19 protein-coding genes and 1 tRNA gene are annotated in these 22,550 nt (G+C 64.7%); 9 read left to right on the plus strand and 11 right to left on the minus strand.

Features of this window, described 5'->3' with window-relative positions; all coding sequences use genetic code 11:
• Window positions 1-22 precede the first annotated feature (22 nt).
• Window positions 23-811: an SDR family oxidoreductase gene (locus ACQR1L_RS30145; RefSeq protein WP_434861551.1), complete on the minus strand. Its 789-nt coding sequence runs from the start codon at window positions 809-811 to the stop codon at window positions 23-25.
• Window positions 808-1,149 (minus strand): nuclear transport factor 2 family protein, encoded by a 342-nt coding sequence (locus ACQR1L_RS30150; protein ID WP_434861552.1) that lies wholly within the window; start codon window positions 1,147-1,149, stop codon window positions 808-810. The genes ACQR1L_RS30145 and ACQR1L_RS30150 overlap by 4 nt, the downstream gene beginning before the upstream one ends.
• 164 nt (window positions 1,150-1,313) lie before the next feature.
• Between ACQR1L_RS30150 and ACQR1L_RS30155 the strand changes: the two genes are divergently transcribed.
• Entirely contained in the window at window positions 1,314-2,180 is an 867-nt protein-coding gene (locus ACQR1L_RS30155) for a LysR family transcriptional regulator (RefSeq protein ID WP_434861615.1), read from the plus strand.
• A 184-nt stretch (window positions 2,181-2,364) separates the two neighbouring features.
• Here the strand turns inward: ACQR1L_RS30155 and ACQR1L_RS30160 are convergent, their stop codons facing one another.
• The 4 genes from ACQR1L_RS30160 to ACQR1L_RS30175 form a co-directional block, all read right to left on the minus strand.
• On the minus strand, window positions 2,365-2,868 hold the full coding sequence (locus ACQR1L_RS30160; RefSeq protein ID WP_434861553.1) for a GNAT family N-acetyltransferase: 504 nt from the start codon (window positions 2,866-2,868) through the stop codon (window positions 2,365-2,367).
• A gap of 180 nt (window positions 2,869-3,048) precedes the next feature.
• Window positions 3,049-3,828 carry a class I SAM-dependent methyltransferase gene (locus ACQR1L_RS30165; RefSeq protein WP_434861554.1) on the minus strand — a complete coding sequence of 260 codons (780 nt, stop codon included), beginning with the start codon at window positions 3,826-3,828 and terminating at the stop codon, window positions 3,049-3,051.
• A 14-nt stretch (window positions 3,829-3,842) separates the two neighbouring features.
• Window positions 3,843-4,883, minus strand: a complete 1,041-nt coding sequence (locus ACQR1L_RS30170; protein ID WP_434861555.1) for a serine hydrolase domain-containing protein — start codon at window positions 4,881-4,883, stop codon at window positions 3,843-3,845.
• A gap of 422 nt (window positions 4,884-5,305) precedes the next feature.
• Window positions 5,306-5,725, minus strand: coding sequence for a GFA family protein (locus ACQR1L_RS30175; protein WP_434861556.1), 420 nt, complete (start codon window positions 5,723-5,725; stop codon window positions 5,306-5,308).
• 399 nt (window positions 5,726-6,124) lie between these two features.
• On the opposite strand from ACQR1L_RS30175, the gene ACQR1L_RS30180 reads away from it, so the two are divergent.
• A complete protein-coding gene (locus ACQR1L_RS30180) occupies window positions 6,125-6,511 on the plus strand; it encodes a hypothetical protein (protein WP_434861557.1) in 387 nt (128 codons plus the stop codon).
• A gap of 230 nt (window positions 6,512-6,741) precedes the next feature.
• Here the strand turns inward: ACQR1L_RS30180 and ACQR1L_RS30185 are convergent, their stop codons facing one another.
• From ACQR1L_RS30185 to cpdR, 3 genes are all read right to left on the minus strand, one after another.
• Complete coding sequence (locus ACQR1L_RS30185) at window positions 6,742-7,209, minus strand: hypothetical protein (RefSeq protein ID WP_434861558.1); 468 nt, start codon at window positions 7,207-7,209, stop codon at window positions 6,742-6,744.
• A 970-nt stretch (window positions 7,210-8,179) separates the two neighbouring features.
• Window positions 8,180-8,254, minus strand: a tRNA-Val gene (locus ACQR1L_RS30190).
• 119 nt (window positions 8,255-8,373) lie between these two features.
• A complete protein-coding gene (gene cpdR, locus ACQR1L_RS30195; RefSeq protein WP_006610087.1) occupies window positions 8,374-8,733 on the minus strand; it encodes a cell cycle two-component system response regulator CpdR in 360 nt (119 codons plus the stop codon).
• Between the two features lie 343 nt (window positions 8,734-9,076).
• Here cpdR and ACQR1L_RS30200 point away from each other — a divergent pair, with 343 nt between their 5' ends.
• The 3 genes from ACQR1L_RS30200 (at window position 9,077) to ACQR1L_RS30210 (ending at window position 13,360) form a co-directional block, all read left to right on the plus strand.
• Window positions 9,077-9,961, plus strand: coding sequence for an N-formylglutamate amidohydrolase (locus tag ACQR1L_RS30200; RefSeq protein ID WP_434861559.1), 885 nt, complete (start codon window positions 9,077-9,079; stop codon window positions 9,959-9,961).
• 494 nt (window positions 9,962-10,455) lie between these two features.
• Complete coding sequence (gene hisN / locus ACQR1L_RS30205) at window positions 10,456-11,241, plus strand: histidinol-phosphatase (protein ID WP_434861560.1); 786 nt, start codon at window positions 10,456-10,458, stop codon at window positions 11,239-11,241.
• Between the two features lie 148 nt (window positions 11,242-11,389).
• Window positions 11,390-13,360, plus strand: coding sequence for a methyl-accepting chemotaxis protein (locus ACQR1L_RS30210; RefSeq protein WP_434861561.1), 1,971 nt, complete (start codon window positions 11,390-11,392; stop codon window positions 13,358-13,360).
• Between the two features lie 6 nt (window positions 13,361-13,366).
• Here ACQR1L_RS30210 and ACQR1L_RS30215 read toward each other — a convergent pair whose 3' ends face one another.
• Complete coding sequence (locus ACQR1L_RS30215; protein WP_434861562.1) at window positions 13,367-14,257, minus strand: LysR substrate-binding domain-containing protein; 891 nt, start codon at window positions 14,255-14,257, stop codon at window positions 13,367-13,369.
• A gap of 86 nt (window positions 14,258-14,343) precedes the next feature.
• Between ACQR1L_RS30215 and ACQR1L_RS30220 the strand changes: the two genes are divergently transcribed.
• Window positions 14,344-15,096 (plus strand): sulfite exporter TauE/SafE family protein, encoded by a 753-nt coding sequence (locus tag ACQR1L_RS30220; RefSeq protein ID WP_434861563.1) that lies wholly within the window; start codon window positions 14,344-14,346, stop codon window positions 15,094-15,096.
• Here ACQR1L_RS30220 and ACQR1L_RS30225 read toward each other — a convergent pair whose 3' ends face one another.
• Window positions 15,097-15,741 (minus strand): LysE family translocator, encoded by a 645-nt coding sequence (locus tag ACQR1L_RS30225; protein WP_434861564.1) that lies wholly within the window; start codon window positions 15,739-15,741, stop codon window positions 15,097-15,099.
• Window positions 15,742-15,916: 175 nt separating this feature from the next.
• On the opposite strand from ACQR1L_RS30225, the gene ACQR1L_RS30230 reads away from it, so the two are divergent.
• From ACQR1L_RS30230 to ACQR1L_RS30240, 3 genes are all read left to right on the plus strand, one after another.
• Window positions 15,917-17,656 carry an adenylate/guanylate cyclase domain-containing protein gene (locus ACQR1L_RS30230; protein ID WP_434861565.1) on the plus strand — a complete coding sequence of 580 codons (1,740 nt, stop codon included), beginning with the start codon at window positions 15,917-15,919 and terminating at the stop codon, window positions 17,654-17,656.
• Between the two features lie 114 nt (window positions 17,657-17,770).
• Window positions 17,771-19,564 (plus strand): adenylate/guanylate cyclase domain-containing protein, encoded by a 1,794-nt coding sequence (locus ACQR1L_RS30235; RefSeq protein WP_434861566.1) that lies wholly within the window; start codon window positions 17,771-17,773, stop codon window positions 19,562-19,564.
• A 176-nt stretch (window positions 19,565-19,740) separates the two neighbouring features.
• Window positions 19,741-22,545 carry a di-heme-cytochrome C peroxidase gene (locus ACQR1L_RS30240; RefSeq protein WP_434861567.1) on the plus strand — a complete coding sequence of 935 codons (2,805 nt, stop codon included), beginning with the start codon at window positions 19,741-19,743 and terminating at the stop codon, window positions 22,543-22,545.
• The last annotated feature ends 5 nt before the right edge of the window (window positions 22,546-22,550 follow it).

Raw genomic sequence — 22,550 nt, forward strand, 5'->3', positions numbered from 1 at the left:
AAGCGTGAACGAGTCGCGTCGATCACACGGTCGGGACGGTCCCGCCGTCGATGACGAACTCGGCGCCGTGGATCGAGGCGGCGCGATCCGAGGCCAGGTAGGCGATGAGGTCGGCGACCTCGCAGGGTTCGGCGCCGCGACCGATGGAAATGCCACCAAGGCCGGCCAGCACCAATTGCCGGGCGTCCTCGAGAGTGCCACCGTTGGCCTCTCGGATGCGCTCGAGGAATACATCGGCCCCCTCGGTCATGATCCAGCCGGGAGAGACGACGTTGACCCTCACGCCCTTGGGACCCAGCTCCTTGGAGATGGACTTGCTGTAGGTCCGGAGCGCGGCCTTGGCGCTGGCGTAAGCGGTGGTCGCGTCGGGAAGCGGCAGGACCGACTGGATCGAGGTGACGTGCACCACCGCGCCGCTACCCCGCTCGATCATCTGCGGAATCAGTAGCCGGTCGAGGCGGACCGCGGCCAGGAGGTTCAAGTTGAGTTCGGACAGCCAATGATCGTCCGTCAGGGCGACGAAGCCGCCACCCGGCGTGGCCGAGCCGCCCAGCACATGGGCCAGGATGTCGACGCCGCCCAGACGCTCGACCGCCGCTGTGGCCAGGCTTGCCGCGCCTTCAGCCGTCGTCAGGTCCGCCTGGACAAATTCGACGCCATCGATGGGCTCCAGCTCTCCGCGAGCGGCGGTGATCACCCGGGCGCCGCCGGCGAGAAAGCGGTCGACGGTGGCGCGGCCCAGACCCTTGGTACCGCCGCTGATGAGCACGCGCTGTCCCGCGAACTCGGTCGGATCAGCCGTGATGGTCATGCCGTGATCTCCAAGGCCTTGATGGCGTCGTTGTCGAGGGTGAAGCGGTAGGTGAAGCGGATCGGGCTGCCCTCGAAGTCGCCATGGGCAGGACCTTCGACCACGACCTGACCGTTCTCTTGGAAATTCTCTTGGCGAACGGCATCCGGCGTGAAGATCGCCCTGACCGGGATCACCGCTGCTTCGAACAGGGCCCGCATTCCGGCGTGGCCCTCGTGACGGCCTCCATCAGCAAAAATGACCGCGTCGGGCGTGAAGGGGCTCAACATGCCCTCGACATCGAGACGGGCGTTCGCGGCCACATACGCGGCAATGGGAGATGGAAGTTCGAGCGTCATTGGTCTTGTCCTGCTTGCTGCACTCGCAGCCGGGGCGGCTGCGCGTGGAGTCCGTCCGACATAGCGCTGGACAGGTCTTGCGATAATCAGGACAATTCGGGATGCCTCATCACGAAAAGAGGGACAATGTGCAAAGCAGCCTGACGGAACTCGACGCGGTTCTCATGGTCGCGCGCCGGGGCAAGTTTCGCACGGCTGCGCTCGAGCTCGGGGTTTCGACGACCGCGCTCAGCAACGCGGTCGGAAAGCTGGAGCGCACGCTCGGCGTACGGCTCTTCAACCGGACGACGCGAAGTGTGTCGTTGACGGAGGCCGGCGAGCGGTTCGTCGCGCAAGTCGCTCCGGCCGTGCAGGACATTCACGAGGCGATGGAGGTTGCGCGCTCTCAACGGGCCACCCCTTCCGGCACGTTGCGCATCAATGCCTTTCCGACAGCGGCGCGGGAGATCTTCACATCCCTCGTCCTGCCGTTCCTGCGCGTTCATCCCCAGGTCCACATCGACGTCGTCACGGAGGGGCGCCTGGTGGACATCGTCGCGGGCGGCTTCGACCTTGGCGTCCGCAGCGCGGACCTCGTGCCGGCCGACATGATCGCGCTCCGATTGGGGGGCCCGCGGCGCAATGTCGTGGTGGGAACGCCGAGCTATTTGAAAGCGCGCGGGACGCCCCTGATCCCCCAGGATCTCGCCGAACATTGCTGTCTCCGCGTCCGGCTTCCCGATGGCGCGATCTACCGCTGGCCGTTCGAGAAGGACGGACAATCGGTCCATATCGACGTCGAGGGCCCGATCACCCTCGACGAAGCGAGCCTCGCGCGCACCGCAGCCCTCGCGTCCGTCGGTCTCACCCTCGCGATGGAGTCCGACGTGCGAGACGACATCGAGGCAGGCCGCCTCGTGCGCGTGCTCGAGGATTGGACGCCCCTTCTGTCGCCGCTGAGCCTCTACTATCCGAGCCGACGCAACCCGACCGCCGCGTTCAAGGCGTTCATCGACTTCGCGCGTCGCAAAGTGGAGCCAGCATTGCCCTGACGCCGTCCATTCGGTTACGAGCACGGACAGGATCTCGCAGCCGCCAAGTCTTCCGGGTTCGAGAGCATCGGCGCGTTGCGGATCTGGCGCAGTGCGGCCTTGCGCGCACTCAGCTTGTCATCGCCATCCGTGTCGCGTGCCGGCCGCCGCAAGACGAGGGCGTTCAGAAGCTATTGCCTCGCACTCATCGGCGACATCCTGCCCGCATGGTGATGCTGGTCGGTCGCTCAAATCCCTCATGCGCCGTTTCAGCAGTCTTGACGAAACCCATGCGGGCGAAGGCCAGGTGATTTTCCGTCAACTCGATGCGGGTCTGCAGCTCGAGCATGGTGAGACCCAGCCGCCGTGCTTCCTCGCATGCCGCTGCCACCAGCCGTCGCCCGATCCCTGCACCCTGCAGGCCCGGCCGAACGGCAAGCTTGCCGATATAGAGCGCGTCACCCTTGGCTCGCACGAACACACAGCCGACCAGATCGCCGGCACGATCCGCCAGCAACAGCGCTCCCTTGGCAGCGTCGGCCTGCATCGACTGCGCTGTCAGCTGCAAGGCCGATGAAGGAGGGTCGATGCGCCCATCCATGTAGGCGAATGCATCGAGGATCAACGCGCGAACCCGTTCCCAATCGCCGAAGTCGGGAGCGGCACGGCTTATCGTGATCGCCCGCGCATCGGGCTTTGCTGATGTCATCTCGGCGACTTCTCTTCTCGGGAATGGGCGACGGTCGAAACTTTATGGGCAGTCAGCGAGGTCGGCTATGGGTCAGAAGCAGCTCCGCCATGCGGCTGCTTAAGTGCGCCTGCCCCCGTGAGCCGACGTCGCCGGCGATGACCGAAAGGATCACTTTCGCACACTGACCGGTATGTTGAGCTACCCTCCAAGATCAAGCCGTCGAGCAATGTAGAGGTGAGTTTCGTAGTCGACTTCCAGTTCTCCTCCGTGGCGATCGATCGCCTGAGACATTTCGCCGAGCAGCCCTTCACGCGCCTCTTGCGCAAGCATCCTGATATCTGATCGCGTACTTAGGAGAGTTACGTAGCTCAAGCTCGTGTGCCGCCACGTCCACCCATAGCACCGGTGCTCTACAGCCCCAAACAGTCCCGACTCATCAAACCAGCCCTTGAAAGGGCCACTCGGCAGGTACCCGGCTTCGGGCGGGGGTCCCCAGGTGCCCGTATGACGCAACGATATCTCCCTGAACTGCTCGGTCAACAAGGCGGGAAGTCCTACCGGAACATGTCCGAAGACGGCGAGCGAACCGTTGCGTGAAAGCGCCTCCGCAGCCTTTGCGAACCGCAACTCCTGGGCAACCCAGTGCCAGGACTGTGCCGCCATGACCAGTCGGAACGTTGCATTGTTTGGTGGCCATGCCTCGAATGTAGTCTCGATCAATTCGACATGATCATAGTTTGCTAACGTCTCGCGTGCAGCGCGAAGCATTTCAGGTCCGGGATCGATTGCGACGATCCGCAGGCCTCGGGCCGCGAAGCTCTTTGTTGCCTGTCCCGTGCCACAGCCGATCTCGAGGACAGCATCCCCGCGCTTCAGGTCGGCAAACGCGACGACGTCGTCAACAAGAGCCGCGGGATAGTCGGGTCGCGAGGCCTGATATGCGTTAGCAACCTGATCGAAGACAAAGCGCTGCTCCATAGAAGTGCCTCCCATCACCGGGTGTCTTCGACGCGCACCGCCGGGAGAACGACATTGGCCAGCAGGTCGAGCGTCGCCTGCCCTTGCCGGCCGCTCGCATAGAGACCTTGGGTGACCATCATGACCAGCTGGTCCCCTGGGACGATGATCAAGCGCTGCCCGCCCAGGCCCTGACCGGCAACCCATTTGACCTCTCGTTGGTCGACGAGCGTGCGACCGATCCACCACTGATAGCCATAGTAGAACAGACCGCCGAACAGTCCGAGCGCCTGCAGCCGCGGCTTGATCGAGTCCGCGATCCACGCGGCGGACACGATCCGGCGCCCCTGCCACTCCCCTCCGTCGAGCACGAGCTGGCCGATCTTGGCGGCATCGCGCGGACGTAGACGCAGCCCGGAGGCCGTTGCCGGAGTGCCGTTGCGATAGTCCTTCAATTGCCAATCATGGACGCCGAGCGGCTTGAACAACGCCTCGTCGGCGAAGACGTCGATCCGCTGTCCCGATGCCTTTTCGATGACCTTGGCGAGAAGCCCGGTGCCGCCGCCATTGTAGGTGAAGAATGTGCCCGGATCGAAGACGATCGGCTTCTGTACCACGTAGCGCAGCGGATCCGGGTCGTTCACCAGGTGCCATTCGTCATTCTTGTCGTTCCACGGCAGGTTTTCGTCCCATTGCATTCCCGAGGACATCGTCAACAGATGCCGCAGCGTGATCCTGTCCCAGCCGGCGGCCGTCACGTCGGCGTATTCGGGAAGGAATTTGGTGACGGGCTCGTCGATGTTGGCGATGAGCTTGCGATCGAGCGCAATCCCCAGCAGCAGCGAGACGACGCTCTTCGTGACGGAGCGCATGTCGTGCAATGTCGTGGCCCTGAATTCGTAGCGCCCGGCATCGCCGCCCCAGGGCTCGTCGTAGCCGGCAAAATACTGCTCGAAGACCAGCTTGCCGCCGCGAACGATCACCACGCCGTGGACGTTCGCATTCGTGACCCTGAGCCGTCCGGCGATCGCGCACAGACGAGCCCTATCCAGGCCCACCTCCTCCGGCTTCGCCACGGTCCAGCCGTCTTCCAACGTCGCGGGCACACCGCAATCGGCCTGCTGGCCGAGGGCGAGAGCCGGATTGAGCGCGAACCATGCGGCCAGAGCAACGACGTGGGGGCGCATGCGGCGTGTCCTCCATGAGCTGATAGATCCGCTTCCATCTTTGCTCAGAATTCATGACAAGAAAACCGCGCGGGTGACGTGTGGTCGGTCATCTGGAAAGGCATTGCCCAGCAATTCGAGCCATCGCCTTGCCCCTCAGCGATGGCAGCCCCAGAGGGATCGGCGACGGACCAGGAATAGCGCGGGTTGCATGTCGACGCAGCCCAACAGGGCCCTGCCGAGCTTGCAGCTGCTCGCGGGGATAACTCTCGCCGTCTCCGCGTCTGTCGGCTCGAAGGCAACGCCGCGTCGCACGCGTCGAGCGGCGTACGTCAGCCCAAGGGAGCGTCCCGCATCGCGCTTGCCGGAAAGTGCGCGACCTGTCCCTCGACATTCACCCAATGATGTTTCGATCGTTCGAAGACCGATATGGCGGGTGCGGGGAAGTCAGGATCGGCCAAGGCGCCGACAGCCACCCCGATCATCGAGGGCAGCGCGTCAGGCTTCCAGTAGACTGTCGAACCGCAGGTCGGACAGAAGAACATTCGGACGTTTCGACCGCTTTCGCCGACATGAACGAACTCCGTGGACGGTCCGGAGATCTCGACGGTCTCGATGGCATAGAACGCGTTGACGCCGAACGGTGCGCCGGTGCGCCGCTGACATGCCAAGCAGTGGCATGCGACGACCATTTTTGATGGTGCTCGCAGCAAGAGCCTCAGGCTGCCACAGGCGCATTGGGCATGGGTCATGGAACGTCCTCCGTCTTTCCAGGTCGGGACTTGGCAACTCGTCGCGGCTGGTACTGCCGCCGGAGTAGTCTATTGGCTCACCGCCGAGAGAAAGCTCGTTGATGATTTCAGACCGGGTGAAAGGCGGCATTCCCTGGCGCATCAGTCCGGGCGGAGAGCTTCTTCGAATGGCACGACCAGGATACGTGGATGGCCGATCAGGTTAAATCTGCCGGGAGTCAAACCCCGCTTTGGTCAGAAGCCACCTTGCCGTTAGATGGCCGTCGACGTCCGGTTGCACCCGGATAGCGGACATTGCGGGCGCCGGGCGAGAAGTCCGAGATGGGCCAACAGGCGACATCTGAACACTACTCATGTACAAAGGAGCGGAACTGAACGGGCGAGGCTCTCTGTAAGAAAATGACCGGCGAAAACGCAGAGACTGAGTTCCTCAATGTCGACCTCGACATTGCCGGAGAAACCGACGATCTCGAGACGCTTCTGAACTCGATCAAATCTGCAGTGGTTGTACTCAACCATGTAGGCCGATTTGCTTCCGTCGAACTGGCTGAAGAAAGCGGTTCCCTTGAGGAGACCGTGACAGGTCTACTCGACCTGATTTGCACACTTGAGCCGCAAGCTAAGAGCATCTGGGATCGCCTTGAGTTTCGTAGGGCTAACATCGGTGTACAGGCCGCGAGCGAACCCCACGCCGCATGTTTTGCGATCTCGGCCAAAGCAGTGGAGCAACTGGCCGCCCTCCGATTCGAAATTGTTGTCACGGTTTACGCCCCGGTCACGGATTGACCGTGACGTCTGCTTCGGGTCAAAAGCGGTCATGCGAGCGCCGGACGACTTACTTCCGGTCGACAGCTAAAAGCGGACCTTCCCAGCTCCGTCGACAGGTGCAGGAAGGGCGTTGATCGACGTGTTCTGCCGCCCGCGATCAGAGACGGCATCCGGAGGAGCGGCGGTGCACTTCGCGAACTGACTGGGCATGCAGAGTTCTGTCCGCACTGGACGTCCCGCCCCCCCGCTCAATTTCCGGCTGGCTTCCGCGCGTCGGGAGAGGCGGGGCATTTGCGGCGCAGCTCCTTCAGGAGCGCGCGCATCTTGGGGAAATAGGTCGCATCGTCGTCCGGCGTCATGCCGAAGCAGACATAGTTCATGTGATATTTGACCTCCTGGGCAAAACTCCTGCGCCATTCCTCGTGATCGTAGACCGTCAGGATCTCGTCATAGGCGAAGAGCAGATGCGCCACGAAATTCTTGTACAGGACGTATTTGACGCTGTCCGCGCGCAGCGCCGCGAGGTCGGGCTCGGTCAGTTCGGGGTGGCGCAGCTGCGCCTCGCTGTAGGACATGTACACTTGGCGCGCCGCAGCCTCGCGCGCATTGGTGCGCAGCTGATTGATCTGCAACGCCAGCAAGGCGAAGCCGACCACCGACACGGCGGCCGAGATGATCTGGGCCCAGTTCGATTGGGGTCTGGCATTCCCGGCCATGGCGTCCTCGCGGTCCTCGGTGGCGGCGGACGATAGCGGGACACCCTCAACACAATGCAAATGCGGCGCTTGGGAACTTCAAGTGATCCGACCACTGATCAGCTTGCCACCCTTGCACAAACGGATGGACCCGCCCCGATCCAGCTACGTCCAGCCGTCCGCCCAAAGATTCTTCTTTCTTTTTTCCAGAAAACATGCTTTTATCCGAGTCGTCCCGTCTCACACGAGGGACGCTTCGCGGTCGTCACGAACGTCGAGGCGGGATGCGGTGGGCGTGTTGGTGCTGCGCGTGGATCATCTGCGCGGACGAACGGCATTGATGCGCACGGTCAAGTCGCGTGGTCCTGACACCCCGATGCTGGTGTCACGTCTGCGTCGGCGCTCACGCGCCGCGCTGACAACGGTGGCCAGAAAGCCCGGCGCACCGGGGAGATCGCGAAGCAGCCGTCAAAACCATCGCGCGGGGAATGCCGGGTGTTCTCGGCTGAACCTGTGGTGACTGCCGCCTGCTTTTTTGTTGCAGGCGGGCCATGGGTGCGGCCAGCGCCCGGCATTCCCCGTGCCTCTTCCGAGGGAAGAGGGACATCGATCAGCAAGACTCGGACGCGAGAACGCGCCGCGAGGCAGCGAAGCCATGTGCCATCGCAGTCATCACACGCCAGCCGCCGTCATTGCGAGCGAAGCGAAGCAATCCAGAGTCACGCGTGCGACTCTGGATTGCTTCGTCGCAAGTGCTCCTCGCAATGACGGAGACGGTGAGAGAGACCGAGGCGATCGGTATGGATGGCCGGTTGGAGCCAAATCCGACCCGGTCAGCGACGCGGCGGCACAAGAGGCTGCTCTAGCGCTTCTCCTGGCCGTTGCCTTGCGAGCGTCCCGGCGCGCCGCGCCGAACACTGCCCATTCACGATGGAAGATCTTCAATGATCGAGAAAATGGACCAGGCTGGGCCACCGGCCGTTTCGGCCGATGGTGGGCACGACAGGGATCGAACCTGTGACCCCTACCATGTCAAGGTAGTGCTCTCCCGCTGAGCTACGTGCCCTAATCCATAAAGTCCGTTCGGGTGGGCGTCCCTATATCGGCTCCCGCGCAGGCAGGCAAGGACGCAAAATGCCGAAATTGGGAATAATCCGCGAATTCGCGAGCCGCGGTCCCGGCGGCTCAGGCCGCCAGCATCTTGTTGACTTCGCTGACGAGCTCGCGGAGGTGCACCGGCTTGGACAGCACCTTGGCGTTCTTGGGCGCCTCCGAATCGGAGTTCAGCGCGACCGCGGCGAAGCCGGTGATGAACATGATCTTGATGTCCGGATCGAGCTCGGAGGCGCGGCGCGCCAGCTCGATGCCGTCCATCTCCGGCATCACGATGTCGGTGAGCAGCATCTCGAACGGCTCCTCGCGCAGCCGCTGATAGGCCGACATGCCGTTGTCGTGGGGCGAAACCTGGAACCCGGCATTTTCCAATGCCTTGACCAGGAAGCGGCGCATGTCGTTGTCGTCTTCTGCGAGCAGGATCTTGTGCATGGCTTGGGAGTCTGGACCGGTGAGAGGCGAGCGTTGCCGCCACTAAGCCTGACGGGCGGTAAATTTCGGGTGAAAGATTGCAGCTTTTGATCCGACATCGGCAAGGCAATTTGAGGGCCGACGCCACGCGTTTCGCCCAAAAGCTGCGCGCCAGCTCAGAGTTGTTCCAAGCCGGGGATGATCTTTTTCATTGCTTTTCGCTTGGCAGAACGGCTCGGATTATCGAAGATGCGAGTTGGCGAAGGCAAGCGCCTGCGTTGTCCAACGCACGACGGCCGGAAGATACCGGCGCATCAACAGACGTGACACCAACGCACGTGACCTGAGGGGACGACGCCCAGAGATGACCGATTTTGATGGCGAATTGCCGCCGTTCGAGATCATGGAGCCTGCCGAATGGCGCGCGCCCATCATCTTCAATTCGCCGCACTCCGGCTCGGTCTATCCCGACGAGTTCCTGCTGGCCTCGCGAATCGACCTGCCGTCGCTGCGACGCTCCGAAGATTCGTTCATGGACGAGCTGATCGCCGATCTCTTGACGCGCGGCTTTCCGGTCGTGCGCGTGCATTTCCCGCGCTGCTATGTCGACGTCAACCGCGAGCCTTACGAGCTCGATCCGCGGATGTTCACCGGCCGGCTGCCGAGCTTTGCCAACACCCGCTCGATGCGGGTCGCCGGCGGCCTCGGCACCATTCCGCGCGTGGTCGGCGACGGCCAGGAGATCTATCGCGACCGGCTCAATGTCGACGAGGCGCTGCACCGGATCGAGACGCTGTACAAGCCGTACCACCGCGCGCTGCGGCGGCTGATCAACCGCGTGCATCAGCAGTTCGGCACCGTGGTGCTGGTCGACTGCCATTCGATGCCGTCGGTCGGCGTGTCGCGCGACGAGCCGCGGCGGCCGGACATGGTGATCGGCGATCGCTACGGCACGAGCTGCGCGTCGCTGCTGCCGGACCTGTTCGAGGATGTGCTCGGACGGCTCGGCTATTCGGTCGGCCGCAACAAGCCCTATGCGGGCGGCTTCATCACCGAGCATTACGGCAATCCGGCCTCCGGCCTGCACGCGATCCAGATCGAGCTCAACCGCGCGATCTACATGGACGAGCGCAAGCGCGAGCGCGGCCCGCGCTTCGCCCAGGTCGCCTCAGATCTCGCGGTCCTGGCTGAAGTGCTGGCCACCGTGCCGCTCGGTGATCTCGGCCCGTTCCAGGCCGCGGCCGAATAGATCGGACCGAGCCGTCTCATCTTCGCCCGCAATGACGACGATCGCCGCTGGCGCCGGCGCAAAAAAAAAGGGCCGCTTGAATGACAAGCGGCCCAAGTCTAGGGAGGAAACGCCCAAGGAGGGCAGCGATAACGCGAAGCGCTACCGCACCGCAACAATATGCAGATGCGCTGCACAAAGCGCAAGGGTTTTTCGGCCAAACCCCATGCAAAAAACACAGGCCGGGTTGCATTGAGCGCGACCCGATCCTTATTTCATATGAATGTTCAATGGCTTGATCTAAAAGTCTGATCAATGGCGGGATCGGGTACCTTTCGGTTCTGGTTTCGGTTGGGTGGCGAGGGCAGAAATCCCGCACCGATGCGAAGCCGCCGGTCACCGGGCGGAATCCAAGATACCAAGTCGCTGTTCCATATCCGGATGCGCACCTCCCGGCTTTGCGATAGGCATGACGGCATCATCCGCTTTCCGATTCCCTGTTCGAAGGACGTGCCGTGACGGTCATCGACTTCTCTGCCTTCATCGGTCGCCTCGCGACGGCCTCGGGCGAAACCATCCTGCCGTTCTTCCGGACCTCGCTGCTGGTCGACAACAAGAGCAACCGGCAGGATTTCGACCCCGTGACCGAAGCCGACCGCGCCGCCGAGGCGGTGATGCGGCGGCTGATCAAGGCCAACTTCCCGCAGCACGGCATCGTCGGCGAGGAGTTCGGCAATGAGCGCGAGGACGCCGACTATGTCTGGGTGCTCGACCCGATCGACGGCACCAAGTCCTTCATCGCGGGCTTTCCGACCTGGGGCACGCTGATCGCGCTGCTGCACAAGGGCACGCCAGTGTTCGGCATGATGCACCAGCCCTTCATCGCCGAGCGCTTCGCCGGCGACAACGGATCGGCCAATTACAGGAATTCAGCCGGCGAGCGCCGGCTGTCGGTGCGGCGCTGCGAGCGGCTCGAAGATGCCGTGTGCTACACGACGAGCCCGCGGCTGATGAACGAATCGGACCGCGCCATCTTCAGCCGCGTCGAGGCCGAGACCCGGCTGTCGCGCTACGGCGGCGACTGCTACTCCTATTGCATGCTCGCGGCCGGCCATCTCGATCTCGTCATCGAGACCGAGCTCAAGCCCTACGACATCGCGGCGCTGATCCCGATCATCAATGGTGCCGGCGGCATCGTCACCGATTGGGAGGGCGGCCCGGCCCAGAACGGCGGCCGGATCATCGCGGCCGGCGACAAGCGCGTGCACGAGGCGGCGCTGAAGCGACTCGCTGCAGGCTGAGGGAGACGACGGCGCTTCCGTACAAATACGTACAATTCACAATAGGATGCATTGTTAACATGGCATTGAGGCGAGCTGTCTAGGTTTAAAGAAAATGCAGGCCGACGCGCATCGGGCGCGGCCGCACGACTGACCCCGGGGACGATTCATGCTCGGCACCAAGCTCCGCCTCACCCACAAGATCATGGCCATCGCCCTGATCGGAACCGGAGCGCTTGCCAGCGTCGGCGGCATCTACTTCCTCGGAAGCCGGTCCCAGGAAGCGTCCCGCGAGGTCGCAGACAATGCCCGTCGCATTGCCGATCTCAACCAGAAGCTGGCGACGGATCTGCTCGAGGCGCGCCGCGCCGAGAAGGATTTCCTGCTGCGGCGCGACCAGAAATATGCGGCTCGCCACGCCGAGCTCAGCGCGGCCATCAAGCGCGAGCTCGACGATCTGCGCAGCACCGTCCGCAGCCATGGCGAAGCAATGATTGCTGGCAAGGCGGACGCGGTGTCTTCAGGATTCGCCACCTACAGCATGGAATTCACCGAAGCCGAAAAGGCGGAAGTCCGCCTCGGCCTCAACGAGACGTTGGGCCTGTCGGGATCGCTGCGCGCGGCCGTCCACGACATCGAAGCCAGGCTGAAGGACGTCAACGATCCCCGGCTGACCAGCGGCATGCTGATGCTGCGCCGGCATGAGAAGGACTTCATGCTGCGCCGCGATCCCAAATATGTGGCCGAGTTGAAGACCACTGCCGGCGAGTTCGGCAAGGCCGTGGCGGCAGCGGAACTGGCGGCCTCCGTCAAGGCGGACATCGGCCAGAAGCTCGACAAGTATCAGAAGGACTTCCTGGCCTGGGCCGACGGCTCCCAGGAAGCCGCGCGACACGCCGCGGCAATGTCGAAAGCGTTCGCCGACATCGAGCCCTTGATCGCCGAGATCGCAAAGACCGTGGCCCAGCAATATGCGGCGGCGCAAGCCGCTGAGGCCAGCACCGGCCAGACCGTCCGGAGCAGCATGCTGCTCACGCTCGCGGTGTCACTGCTGCTGGTCGCCTGCATCTCCTTCCTGATCGGCCGCGGCATCTCCAGTGCCATCCGCAGCATGGTGCGCGCCATGACGCGGCTCGCCGGCGGCGACACCTCGATCGTCATTCCCGCCATCGGCCGTCACGATGAAATCGGCGAGATGGCCGATGCGGTCGAGGTCTTCAAGACCAACCGCATCGAAGCCGAGCGGCTGCGCGCCGAGCAGGACGAGATCGAAAAGCGCCAGGCGCAGCAGCGCAAGGCCGACATGACCGCACTCGCGCAAGGGTTCGAGCTGGCCGTGGGCCAGATCATCGAGACGGTCTCGTCGGCATCGACCGAGCTCGAAGCCTCGGCGCAGACCCTGACGCGCAATGCGCAACACGGCCAGGCGCTGGCGACCTCCGTCGCCTCCGCCTCCGGAGAGGCCGCCGCGGGCGTGCAGTCCGTGGCCTCGGCCACCGAGGAGTTGTCGGCGTCGGTCAACGAGATCGGCCGCCAGGTGCAGGAATCCGCCCGCATCGCCGGCGAGGCGGTCGGGCAGGCCCGACGCACCAATGATCGGGTCGGCGAGCTGTCACGCGCGGCGACGCGGATCGGCGACGTCGTCGAGTTGATCAACACCATTGCCGGCCAGACCAACCTGCTGGCGCTCAATGCCACCATCGAGGCGGCGCGCGCCGGCGACGCGGGCCGCGGCTTTGCCGTCGTGGCCTCCGAGGTCAAGGCGCTCGCCGAGCAGACCGCGAAAGCCACCGGCGAGATCGGTCAGCAGATCGCGAGCATCCAGTCCGCGACCGTGGAATCGGTCGACGTGATCCGCGAGATATCCGGAACGATCGAGCGGCTCTCGCATATCTCGTCGGCCATCGCAGCCGCCATCGAGGAACAGGGCGCTGCGACCCAGAACATCTCCCGCAACATCCAGCACACCGCCCAGGGCACGCAGCGCGTGTCCGACAACATCGTCCAGGTCGAGCACGGCGCCACCGAAACCGGCTCGGCATCGGCGCAGGTGCTGTCGGCGGCGCAGTCACTCGCCGGAGAAAGCAATCGGCTCAAGCTCGAAGTCACCCGCTTCCTGGAGACCGTGCGCGCCGCGTAAGCTGTCTCATCCCGCCGCCTTGCGCAGATGCTCGACGAGCAGCCTGGCGGGACGCGGCAGGGCCTCGAAGCTCCGGGCGCAGATCACGAGCCTGCGATTCGCCCAGGCGTCGCGGAGCGTCACGAGGCTGATCGGCAGCGAGCGCGCGCAACGCCGCGCCGCGGCCTCCGGCACGACGGCGATGCCGATCCCGGCAGCCACCATCTGGCAGATCGCATCGAAGTCGCGCAGCCGCGCCCGCACGTGCTGGCGGATGCCGAGCCGCGCCGCATGCCGGCCGATATGGGCGTTGAGCGCGGTGCCTTGGGTCAGACCGATGAAGTCCTCCCCCGCCGTCTCACTGAAATCGATCTGCCGCCGGCCCGCAAACGCGCTGCGCCGGTCGGCGACCAGGATCAGCCGGTCCTCGCCGAAGGCGAAGCGCTCGACCGTCTCGGGCAAGGCGTGCTCCGCCGCAAAGCCCAGATCGGCCCGGCCCGACGCAATCGCCTCGGCGATGTCAGTGCTTTCGCGCTCCTCCACGTCGACGTTGATGTCGGGATGCTCGCGCAGAAAGACGGCCAGCGCCTTGGGCAGATGCTCGGCCAGGCCGACGGTGTTGGCAAGCAGCTGAACGTTGGCGCGAAGGCCCGACGCGAACCCGGCGAGCTCGCCCTGCATGGTCTCGACCTGCGCGATGATGATGCGAGCGTGATCAAGCAGGCTCTCGCCCGCCGCGGTCAGTTCGACGCCGCGGCGGCCGCGCTTGAACAACTTCACGCCGAACGCGTCCTCGAGACTCTTGATCCGGGCGCTCGCGGACGCCAGCGCCAGATGCGCACGGTCGGCCCCGCCGGTGATGCTGCGGGCTTCGGCGACGGCAATGAAGAGCCTCAGATCGACCAGATCGAACCGCATGCTTCCTCTGCCTCAGCTCAGGACGAAGGCTGTCTCCGTAACCTCCACATTGTGCGCGCCGCGCGCTCTGGTCAAATGTGAGCGCCATGATCGATTCCATCCTCATCTTCATCGCTGTCGCGCTCACCTTGGCGGGCTTCGTCAAGGGCGCCCTCGGCCTGGGGCTGCCGACCATCTCCGTCGGCCTGCTCGCGGTCGCCATGCCGCCCGGGCGGGCGCTTGCGATCGTGATTGTCCCCGCCGTCATCACCAATATCTGGCAGACCTTCGCTGGCCCCTATCTGCGCGACATCGCCCGGCGCCTCTGGCCGCTGATGGCCGGAACGGCGATCGGCATCTGCCTCAATGCCGGCGCGCTCAGCCATGCCTCGACGCGCTGGGGCAATGTCGCGCTCGGCGTTCTCCTGGTGCTCTACGCCGTGCTCGGCCTCACCAAATTCGCCTTCAAGATCGCGCCACGCCACGAGAAATGGGTCGGCGGCATCGTCGGCCTCGTCACCGGGCTCATCTCGGCCGCGACCGGCGTCCAGGTGGTCCCGTCGGTGCCCTATATGCAGGCGATCGGCCTGGAGAAGGACGAACTCGTCCAGGCGCTCGGGGTATTCTTCACGGTCGCCACCGTCACCCTCGCCTTCACCCTGACGAGCTCCGGCCTGCTCAGCACGGCGACCGCCCTGCCCGGCGCAGTGGCGATGGTGTGCGCCTTCGCCGGCATGTTCGCCGGCCAAGCTGCGCGGTCGCGGTTGCCGGCCGAGGCCTTCCGCCGCGTGTTCCTGATCGCCATGATCGCCCTGGGACTCTATCTGGCGGGCAGCGCCGTGATCGAACTTTCCTGGTAGTCAGCGCGCCTCCAGCATCGCGATCCTCACGCCGAGATAGACGAACAGCCCACCGATCGCGCGGTTGAGCCAGAACAGGGCCGCGGAAGAGCCGCGCACGCGGCGCGCGGCCCGCGCCGCCACCACGGCCACTCCAAGGCACCAGATCGTGCCGTTGACGATGAAGATCGTGCCGAGCAGCAGGAAGGCGATCGGCTTTTGCGGCGCATCAGCCGCGACGAACTGCGGCAGGAAGGCGAGGAAGAACATGGCCACCTTCGGGTTGAGAACGTTGGTGAGAGCGCCCTGCCAGAACACTTGGCGCAACGTCGCCGCGGGCGCCGTTGTCATCTCCCTCCCGGCCTGCGCGTCTGCGGGCCGCCGCGCCAGGAGCTGCGTGAGACCCAGATAGACCAGATAGGCGGCACCGGCCCATTTGACCGCGGCAAACGCCGTGGCCGACGCGGTGAGCAGCGCCGACAATCCGACCGCGCTTGCAACGACGTGGACGAGACAGCCTGCGCTGATGCCGAAGGCGGCCGCGGCGCCCCCGCGCCAGCCCATCTGCGCGCTGCGGCCAATGATGTAGGCCGTGTCCGGACCTGGCGTCATGTTGAGCAACAGGCCCGACACCAGAAACAGCAACAGGTCGTGAATGCCGAGCATGATTGAACGTTTCCTAACCAGATAGGTCTAATGATCGAGGATGCCCGCCTATTGCCGTCGGAAACGGCGGGCCGCAAGTGGCTTCCTCCGCCGGCAAGGTCTCGTGAGTGGTTCCGCAAAAGGGTTGGATTCGGCCGCCTCGGCCATGGTATGCGCGAGGTGGGAGCACGATGTGATGGAACGACGCCTTGCCGCCATCCTTTGCGCCGACGTCGCCGGCTATTCGCGGATGATGGGCATCGACGAGGCCGGCACGCATGCCGCCTTCAAGGCGCATCGCGGCGCCATTCATCCGATCATTCTCAATCACGCCGGCCGCATCGTCAAACACACCGGTGACGGCTTCCTCCTGGAGTTCGCCAGCGCCGCCAGCGCGATCCAGTTCGGGATCGAGATGCAGTGCCTGATGGCGGAGCGGAACGCGGATCTTCCCGCCGAGCGCAGCATGCGCTTTCGGCTTGGGATCCATAAGGGTGAATTCACGATCGACGAGGGCCAGGCGTTCGGCGACGGCATCAATGTTGCTGTTAACCTGGAATCGATTGCGACGCCGGGCGGTGTCGCCGTTTCGGCCAAGGCCTATGAGGAAGCGAGCGCGCAGCTGCCGATCCGGCTGAGCAGCGCCGGAAGCTTCCAGTTCCGGAACCAGCCCGAGCCGGTCCAGGCCTGGATCTGGGAGCCTGGCAGTGAAACGGCATCCCATGACCGGACACAGCGCCTGCCGCCCCAATATCGTACGGCGATCGTCGGCGTGCTGCCCTTCGTCAATCTTGCCGACAGCTCCGATGAATACCTCGCAGACGGGCTCGCGGACGATCTGATCCACGCCTTGTCGCTGCAGTCGTTCTTTCGCGTCCTGAGCCGCACCTCGACGTTCCGCTTCCGTGACCGCACCCTCAGCCCCCGCCTGATCGCGCGCGAAATCGACGCGACCTATCTGATCCAGGGGACGGTACGGCGCTCGCATGACAAGATCCGAGTCACGGCAGAGCTGATCGCGCCCGAGACCGGAGCCCAATTGTGGACTGGACGCTACGACCGCGACCTCGGCGATCTCTTCGCCATGCAGGACGAGATTACGACCAGCCTCTGCGCGGCTCTGATGCCGGAGATCTACCGCGTCGAGGCCTCGATCCCCGTGCGCTCGCCTGGAGCCGATCCGACCGCCTGGGATCGCTTCCTGCGCGGGCTGTCGCACTACTATCGCCCGACCAAGGCAGACTACGAAATCTCCATCTCGCTGTTCCGGCAAGCCATCGCGCTCGATCCGACCCTCGGTCTCGCGCACGCCTATCTCGCGACCATTCTGATGCAAGGCATCAACTTCGGCTGGATCAAGGGCTCTCGGTCACTCTGGGACGAAGCGAAAACCCTGGCGTTGGACAGCGTGCGGCTCGATCCTCGCTCCTCCTTCGCCTATGCGATCCTCGCTTTCGTACAGGCCATGCAGGGGGCCCATGACGACGGCATGAAGGCCGCTCGCAAGGCTACCGAGCTCAATGCCTATGACATGGGCGCGCGCGGGGTGCTTGGGCTGTGCCACATGGTCAATGGCGAGCACCAGCAGGCGATCGATCAGTTCTCGATCGCCGCCCAGCGCGGCAACAGCGATCCGCGTTATCAATGGCCGGCGCTCAACGCCTACAGCCACTATCTCCTCGGCCGCTATGAGGCCGCGCTGTCCTGGGCGCGCGAGGAGTTGTTCCTGTATCCCAATCACCTCCAGGCGCTGACGATCCGGCTCGCAGCGCTGGCGCAGCTTGGCGACACCGAGCAGGCGCGCGCCGCAATCGAGGCGCTGCGCGAGCAATATCCCTGGCTGACGCTGGACCGTCACCTGAAGAACATCCGCTGGAAGCACCGTGCCGACATCGAGCACTACCGCGACGGGCTGATCAAGGCGGGGCTGAGCTGAGCCGGGCCCGCGGCATAGCGCCGAACCGCCACATGGCCTACACATTGCTTCCGCAAAATGATTGGATTCGACCGCTGTTGCCGTGGTATCGCCCTGTGTAGGAGCAAGGACGGAATGGAGAGACGGCTGGCCGCGATTGTCTGTGCCGATGTGGTCGGTTACTCGCGGATGATGGGCGCCGACGAGGCGGGAACCCATGCCGCGTTCAAGGCGCATCGTGGCGCCATCCACCCGATCATTCTCAATCACGGCGGCCGGATCGTGAAGTACACGGGAGACGGGTTTCTCCTGGAGTTTCCGAGCGTCGTCGGCGCCATTGCCGCGTCGGTCGAGGTGCAGAAGCTGATGGCCGAGCGCAATGCGCATCTCCCGGCTGATCGCGTCATGCAATTCCGCCTCGGCCTCAACATGGGCGACGTCATCTTCGACGAGGACGAGGTGTTCGGCGACGGCGTCAACACCGCGGTGCGACTTGAAGCCGCAGCGCCTCCCGGCGGGATCGCCCTCTCCAACAAGGCCTACCAGGAAGCCAGCAAGCACCTGACGGTGACCTTCGTCGATCGGGGCCCGTTCCGGTTCAAGAACATCGAAGAGACGATCAACGTCTGGACCTGGGACCCGGCCGCGCCCGAGAACACCCGCGAGCCGCGGCCCGCCGTCACGCTCCCTGCGCAATACCGAACCGCGATCGTCGGCGTGCTGCCCTTCGCCAATCTCAGCGGCGAGACCGACGAATATTTCTCCGACGGCCTGGCCGAGGATTTGATCCACGCGCTGTCACTGCAGTCGTTCTTCCGCGTGCTCAGCCGCAACTCCACCTTCGCCTTCAAGCACGCCGGCATGAGCGCGCGCCTGATCGCACGTGAGATCGATGCGACATACCTGATCCAGGGCTCGGTGCGGCGCGCCGGCAACAAGATCCGGGTGACCGCAGAGCTGGTCGCGCCGGAGAACGGCGAGCAGCTGTGGGCCGGGCGCTACGACCGCGACATCGGTGATCTCTTCGCCGTGCAGGACGACATCACGGCAAACCTCTGCACTGCGCTGATTCCCGAGATCTACCGCGCCGAGGCCGCAGTGCCGGTGCGGTCCAAGACCACCGACCTGACGGCGTGGGACCGCTTCCTGCGCGGTCTGTCGCACTACTATCAGCCGACCAAGGCCGACTACGAAAGCTCGATTGCGCTGTTCCGCGAGGCGATCAAGATCGACCCGAGCCTCGCCATCGCCCACACCTATCTCGGCACCATCCTGCTGCAAGGCATCCACTTCGGCTGGATCAGGAACACGCGCGCGCTGTGGGAAGAGGCGATGGCGCTCGCCGAAGCCGGCGTGCGCCTCGACTCGCGCTCGTCCTTTTCCTACTCGCTGCTGGCCTACGTCCATGCAATGCAGGGGCGGGTCGAGGCCGGCATGGAGGCCGCCCGCAAATCGCTGCAGCTCAATCCGTATGACATGGGAGCGCGCGGCGTGCTCGGCGTCTGCCATCTCGTCGCCGGCGAGCACCGTCAGGCAATCGAGCTGTTCTCGGTCGCGGCGCAGCGCGGCAACAGTGACCCGCGCTATCAGTGGTCGGTGCTGAGTGCGTTCAGCCATTATCTGCTCGGTCAATATGACGCGTCGCTGTCGTGGGCGCGCGAGTCGCACTATCAGAACCCCAACCATCTGCAGTGCCTCGCCATCCGCGCCGCGGCGCTGGCGCAGCTCGGACGATCCGTCGAGGCGGGTGAAGCGGTCGGCAGCCTCCTCAGCCAGCATCCCTGGATGACGATCGAGCGCCTGCTGAGCAACATCCGATGGCGCAACCCGGCCGACCTCACCCATTATCGCGATGGCCTCGCCAAAGCCGGCATCCCGCTGACCAAGCTCACTCTGGTCGACACCAAGGCCAAATTCGCAGGCGAGTAGCGCGATCGCGACTTGAGGTTGACAGCGCGGCGGGTTACGCCATCATTCACTATTGCATTGTACCGTTCAGATGGTGGCGGCTGCGCCGCCCGTTGTTCGGCGTCATCGGATGCCGGCCCGCTTTGTTCGTGTAAGTCCGTTTTCATCACTCAGGTGCTTTTCGAGGATGTTCTTCGATGCAAGAAGACAGCGCCCGCGTCCGTGACGCACTGCCGGGGCAGATCCCGGTCTCGTCCGACAATCCATGTCCCTTCCTGCGCGCGCTCGTCGCCGGGGGCTTCGTCGACGGCCATAGCGTCCCCCTGAAGACCATCGCCGACAGGGTCGAGGCGGCGAGCGGCGAGACCGGCTTCAAGAAGCGGATCGTCGGCATCGAGACCTTCGGCGTCGCCTTGATCGCCAACGGCCTGTCGCCTCTGCGGCTGTTGAAGAGCCTGTGGTCGGGGGCCGATCTCGACCAGCTCCGCAACGGACCGCTCGACAAGCACGGCGGCGGCTCGCGCATCCTGGATGCCGAGGCCAAGGTCCAGCCTGCGGAGATCGAGCGGTTCGCGAGCTTCGGCAGCGATTATCCGGATCCTGCAGGGGGCACCGAGCGCGGCCTGAACGCCAAGCAGATCGACGCCTTCATGGCCGCCAATCTGAAGCGCGACGGCGACAAGGCGCACTGGTACTATCCCATCCTGATGAAGGGCGAATGGCCGGTGCTGCTGAACATCCTCGGCAAGGGCGAGGGTGACAGCCGCTATCTCTCGGTCGCCGAAGTCAGCACCTTGTTCATCGACCGCCGCCTGCCGCAGCGGATCACTGCGCGGCTGATGGCGAAGCCCAAGCCCGCCAGCATCGTCTGGCGCATCGGCAAGGCCCTGGTCGGCACGGCGATCGTGGCCGGCGCCGCCGTTCTGATCGCCTGGGTGGCCGCCCCCGATGCTGTCAGCGACAAGCTCGTCAAGGTCCTGCCCAAGAGCGCCGCGGCGTTCATTCCGCCCGCTTTGCCCGAGACCGAGCCGACCAAGGCGGCTTATTGGCTCGACCAGGGCTGGAGCACGCAGGACCGGCACTGGTTTCACCATGTCACCCAGGGCACGGCGACCTTCCCGATCCCCTACGCCTGGTTCATGGCGATGGAGCAGCCCTACCTGACGCCATTCGCCAAACCCGGCCTGATCTCCGACAGCGCCTATCTCGAACGCTTCGGCTTCATGCCGAGCCCGAAGAGCGTCGATGGCGATCCGAGCGCGCTGCGCCCCTATGGCTATGCCGCGAGCTCCGCCAAGACCGAAACCGCGCCGGCGCTGCCGGCCGGCCTGAAGCCCACGCCGGCAGGCAATGAAGGCGGCCTCCCGGTCGGCTTCGCGCGACTCTCCGGCTCCACCGATCCGGCCACCGGCGCGCCGCAGTCCGACAAGATCGGACTGACCTGCGCCGCCTGCCACTCCGGCAGCATCCACTACAAGGGCGTCAGCGTGCGCTTCGACGGCGGTCCGGGGATGGTCGACCTGCGCAAGCTCGAAGAGGCCATGGGCTTTGCGATGATCTTCACGCAGTACGTGCCCGGCCGCTTCTCGCGCTTCGCCGATCGCGTGCTCGGGCCGAACGCCTCGGACGCCGATCGCGACGCCCTGAAGAAGGGGCTCAAGGCGGCGACCGACTTCGCGCTCAACATGCAGGCGAACAACTACGCGAAAACCATCGCGGCCAAGGGGCAGACCGAGACCGAGGAAGGCTTCGGCCGGCTCGATGCGCTCAACCGCATCGGCAACCAGGTTTTCTATCTCGACATGGCGGTGAGCGGCCTGCCGAACATGCTCGGCAACCAGGAGGCCATCGACGCACCGGTGTCCTATCCGCCGATCTGGACCGTCCCCTGGTTCTCCTGGGCGCAATATGACGGCTCGATCGCGCAGCCGCTGATCCGCAATGCCGGCGAGGCGCTCGGCGTGTCCGCGCAGATCAATTTCTCGCCGGAGACGGCGAGCGACAGACTGTGGCGCTCGACGATGGCGATCGAGAACCTGCTGCATATCGAGGACATGCTGCGCGGCCCCGACCCGTTCGCGACGACGACGCCCGCTTTCGGCGGCCTCACCTCGCCGAAATGGCCGGAGAAGCTGTTCGGCGGCGACGACGCCTGGAAGATCGACCCGGCGCGCGTCGAGCGCGGCCGGAAGCTCTACGCCAACATCTGCGTCGAGTGCCATCTCGGCCCGGTCGCAGACCCCGTGTTCGACAAGACCTATCCGGACAAGAGCTTCTGGAAGATCAAGCCGGCCGAGGACTGGGAGAGCAAGGGCTGGAACGCCAGGGGACCGATCCTCGATCTGGTGCAGAAGTCGGTCGATGCGATGCAGACCGACCCCGGCCAGGCGAGCATCCTCGCCAATCGCCAGGTCAAGGTGCCCGGCTTCCTCAATGTCGACCCGGCCAAGGACCTCAAGGGCTGCAACCTGCCGCAGGGCTCGACCACCGAGATGCCCTATGCGCTCGCACTGATGGCCGTGGTGCAGAAGGCGAGCGACAAATGGATGGAGGACCGCAAGCTCTCTCCGGCCGAGCAGGCGGCGCTGTGGGGCGACCGCAAGAACTGCCCGAATCCGGCCGGCAAGAGCTACCGCGCCCGCCCGCTCAACGGCGTCTGGTCGACAGCGCCCTATCTGCACAACGGCTCGGTGCCGTCGCTGTACTGGATGCTGACGCCGGCGGCGGAGCGGCCGACATCGTTCTGCCAGGGCGCTCGCGACTATGATCCGAAGCATGTCGGCTTCGACGTGCCGAAGGGCGGCGAAACCTCGTGCAAGGTCGGACAGTCGCTGTTCGCCACCAAGGATTCCGATGGCAAGCCGATCAAGGGCAACAGCACGCTGGGGCACTCGTTCGAGGGTCCGGCCAAGCCCAACAAGGACTATCCGAACGGCATCATCGGCGGCGCGTTCTCGGAAGAGGAGCGCTGGGACCTGATCGAGTATCTGAAGACGCTGTGAGACCA

The organism is Bradyrhizobium sp. HKCCYLR20261, assembly GCF_051168435.1.
GTDB lineage: Bacteria > Pseudomonadota > Alphaproteobacteria > Rhizobiales > Xanthobacteraceae > Bradyrhizobium.

Coding starts and splice junctions, on each gene's coding strand:
- ACQR1L_RS30150 (WP_434861552.1), bottom strand. CDS start 1,149: ATGACGCTCGAACTTCCATCTCCCATTGCCGCGTATGTGGCCGCGAAC.
- ACQR1L_RS30225 (WP_434861564.1), bottom strand. CDS start 15,741: ATGCTCGGCATTCACGACCTGTTGCTGTTTCTGGTGTCGGGCCTGTTG.
- ACQR1L_RS30220 (WP_434861563.1), top strand. CDS start 14,344: ATGATCGATTCCATCCTCATCTTCATCGCTGTCGCGCTCACCTTGGCG.
- ACQR1L_RS30160 (WP_434861553.1), bottom strand. CDS start 2,868: ATGACATCAGCAAAGCCCGATGCGCGGGCGATCACGATAAGCCGTGCC.
- ACQR1L_RS30155 (WP_434861615.1), top strand. CDS start 1,314: ATGGTCGCGCGCCGGGGCAAGTTTCGCACGGCTGCGCTCGAGCTCGGG.
- ACQR1L_RS30215 (WP_434861562.1), bottom strand. CDS start 14,257: ATGCGGTTCGATCTGGTCGATCTGAGGCTCTTCATTGCCGTCGCCGAA.
- ACQR1L_RS30230 (WP_434861565.1), top strand. CDS start 15,917: ATGGAACGACGCCTTGCCGCCATCCTTTGCGCCGACGTCGCCGGCTAT.
- ACQR1L_RS30235 (WP_434861566.1), top strand. CDS start 17,771: ATGGAGAGACGGCTGGCCGCGATTGTCTGTGCCGATGTGGTCGGTTAC.
- ACQR1L_RS30165 (WP_434861554.1), bottom strand. CDS start 3,828: ATGGAGCAGCGCTTTGTCTTCGATCAGGTTGCTAACGCATATCAGGCC.
- ACQR1L_RS30210 (WP_434861561.1), top strand. CDS start 11,390: ATGCTCGGCACCAAGCTCCGCCTCACCCACAAGATCATGGCCATCGCC.
- ACQR1L_RS30185 (WP_434861558.1), bottom strand. CDS start 7,209: ATGGCCGGGAATGCCAGACCCCAATCGAACTGGGCCCAGATCATCTCG.
- cpdR (WP_006610087.1), bottom strand. CDS start 8,733: ATGCACAAGATCCTGCTCGCAGAAGACGACAACGACATGCGCCGCTTC.
- ACQR1L_RS30175 (WP_434861556.1), bottom strand. CDS start 5,725: ATGACCCATGCCCAATGCGCCTGTGGCAGCCTGAGGCTCTTGCTGCGA.
- ACQR1L_RS30180 (WP_434861557.1), top strand. CDS start 6,125: ATGACCGGCGAAAACGCAGAGACTGAGTTCCTCAATGTCGACCTCGAC.
- ACQR1L_RS30240 (WP_434861567.1), top strand. CDS start 19,741: ATGCAAGAAGACAGCGCCCGCGTCCGTGACGCACTGCCGGGGCAGATC.
- ACQR1L_RS30200 (WP_434861559.1), top strand. CDS start 9,077: ATGACCGATTTTGATGGCGAATTGCCGCCGTTCGAGATCATGGAGCCT.
- ACQR1L_RS30145 (WP_434861551.1), bottom strand. CDS start 811: ATGACCATCACGGCTGATCCGACCGAGTTCGCGGGACAGCGCGTGCTC.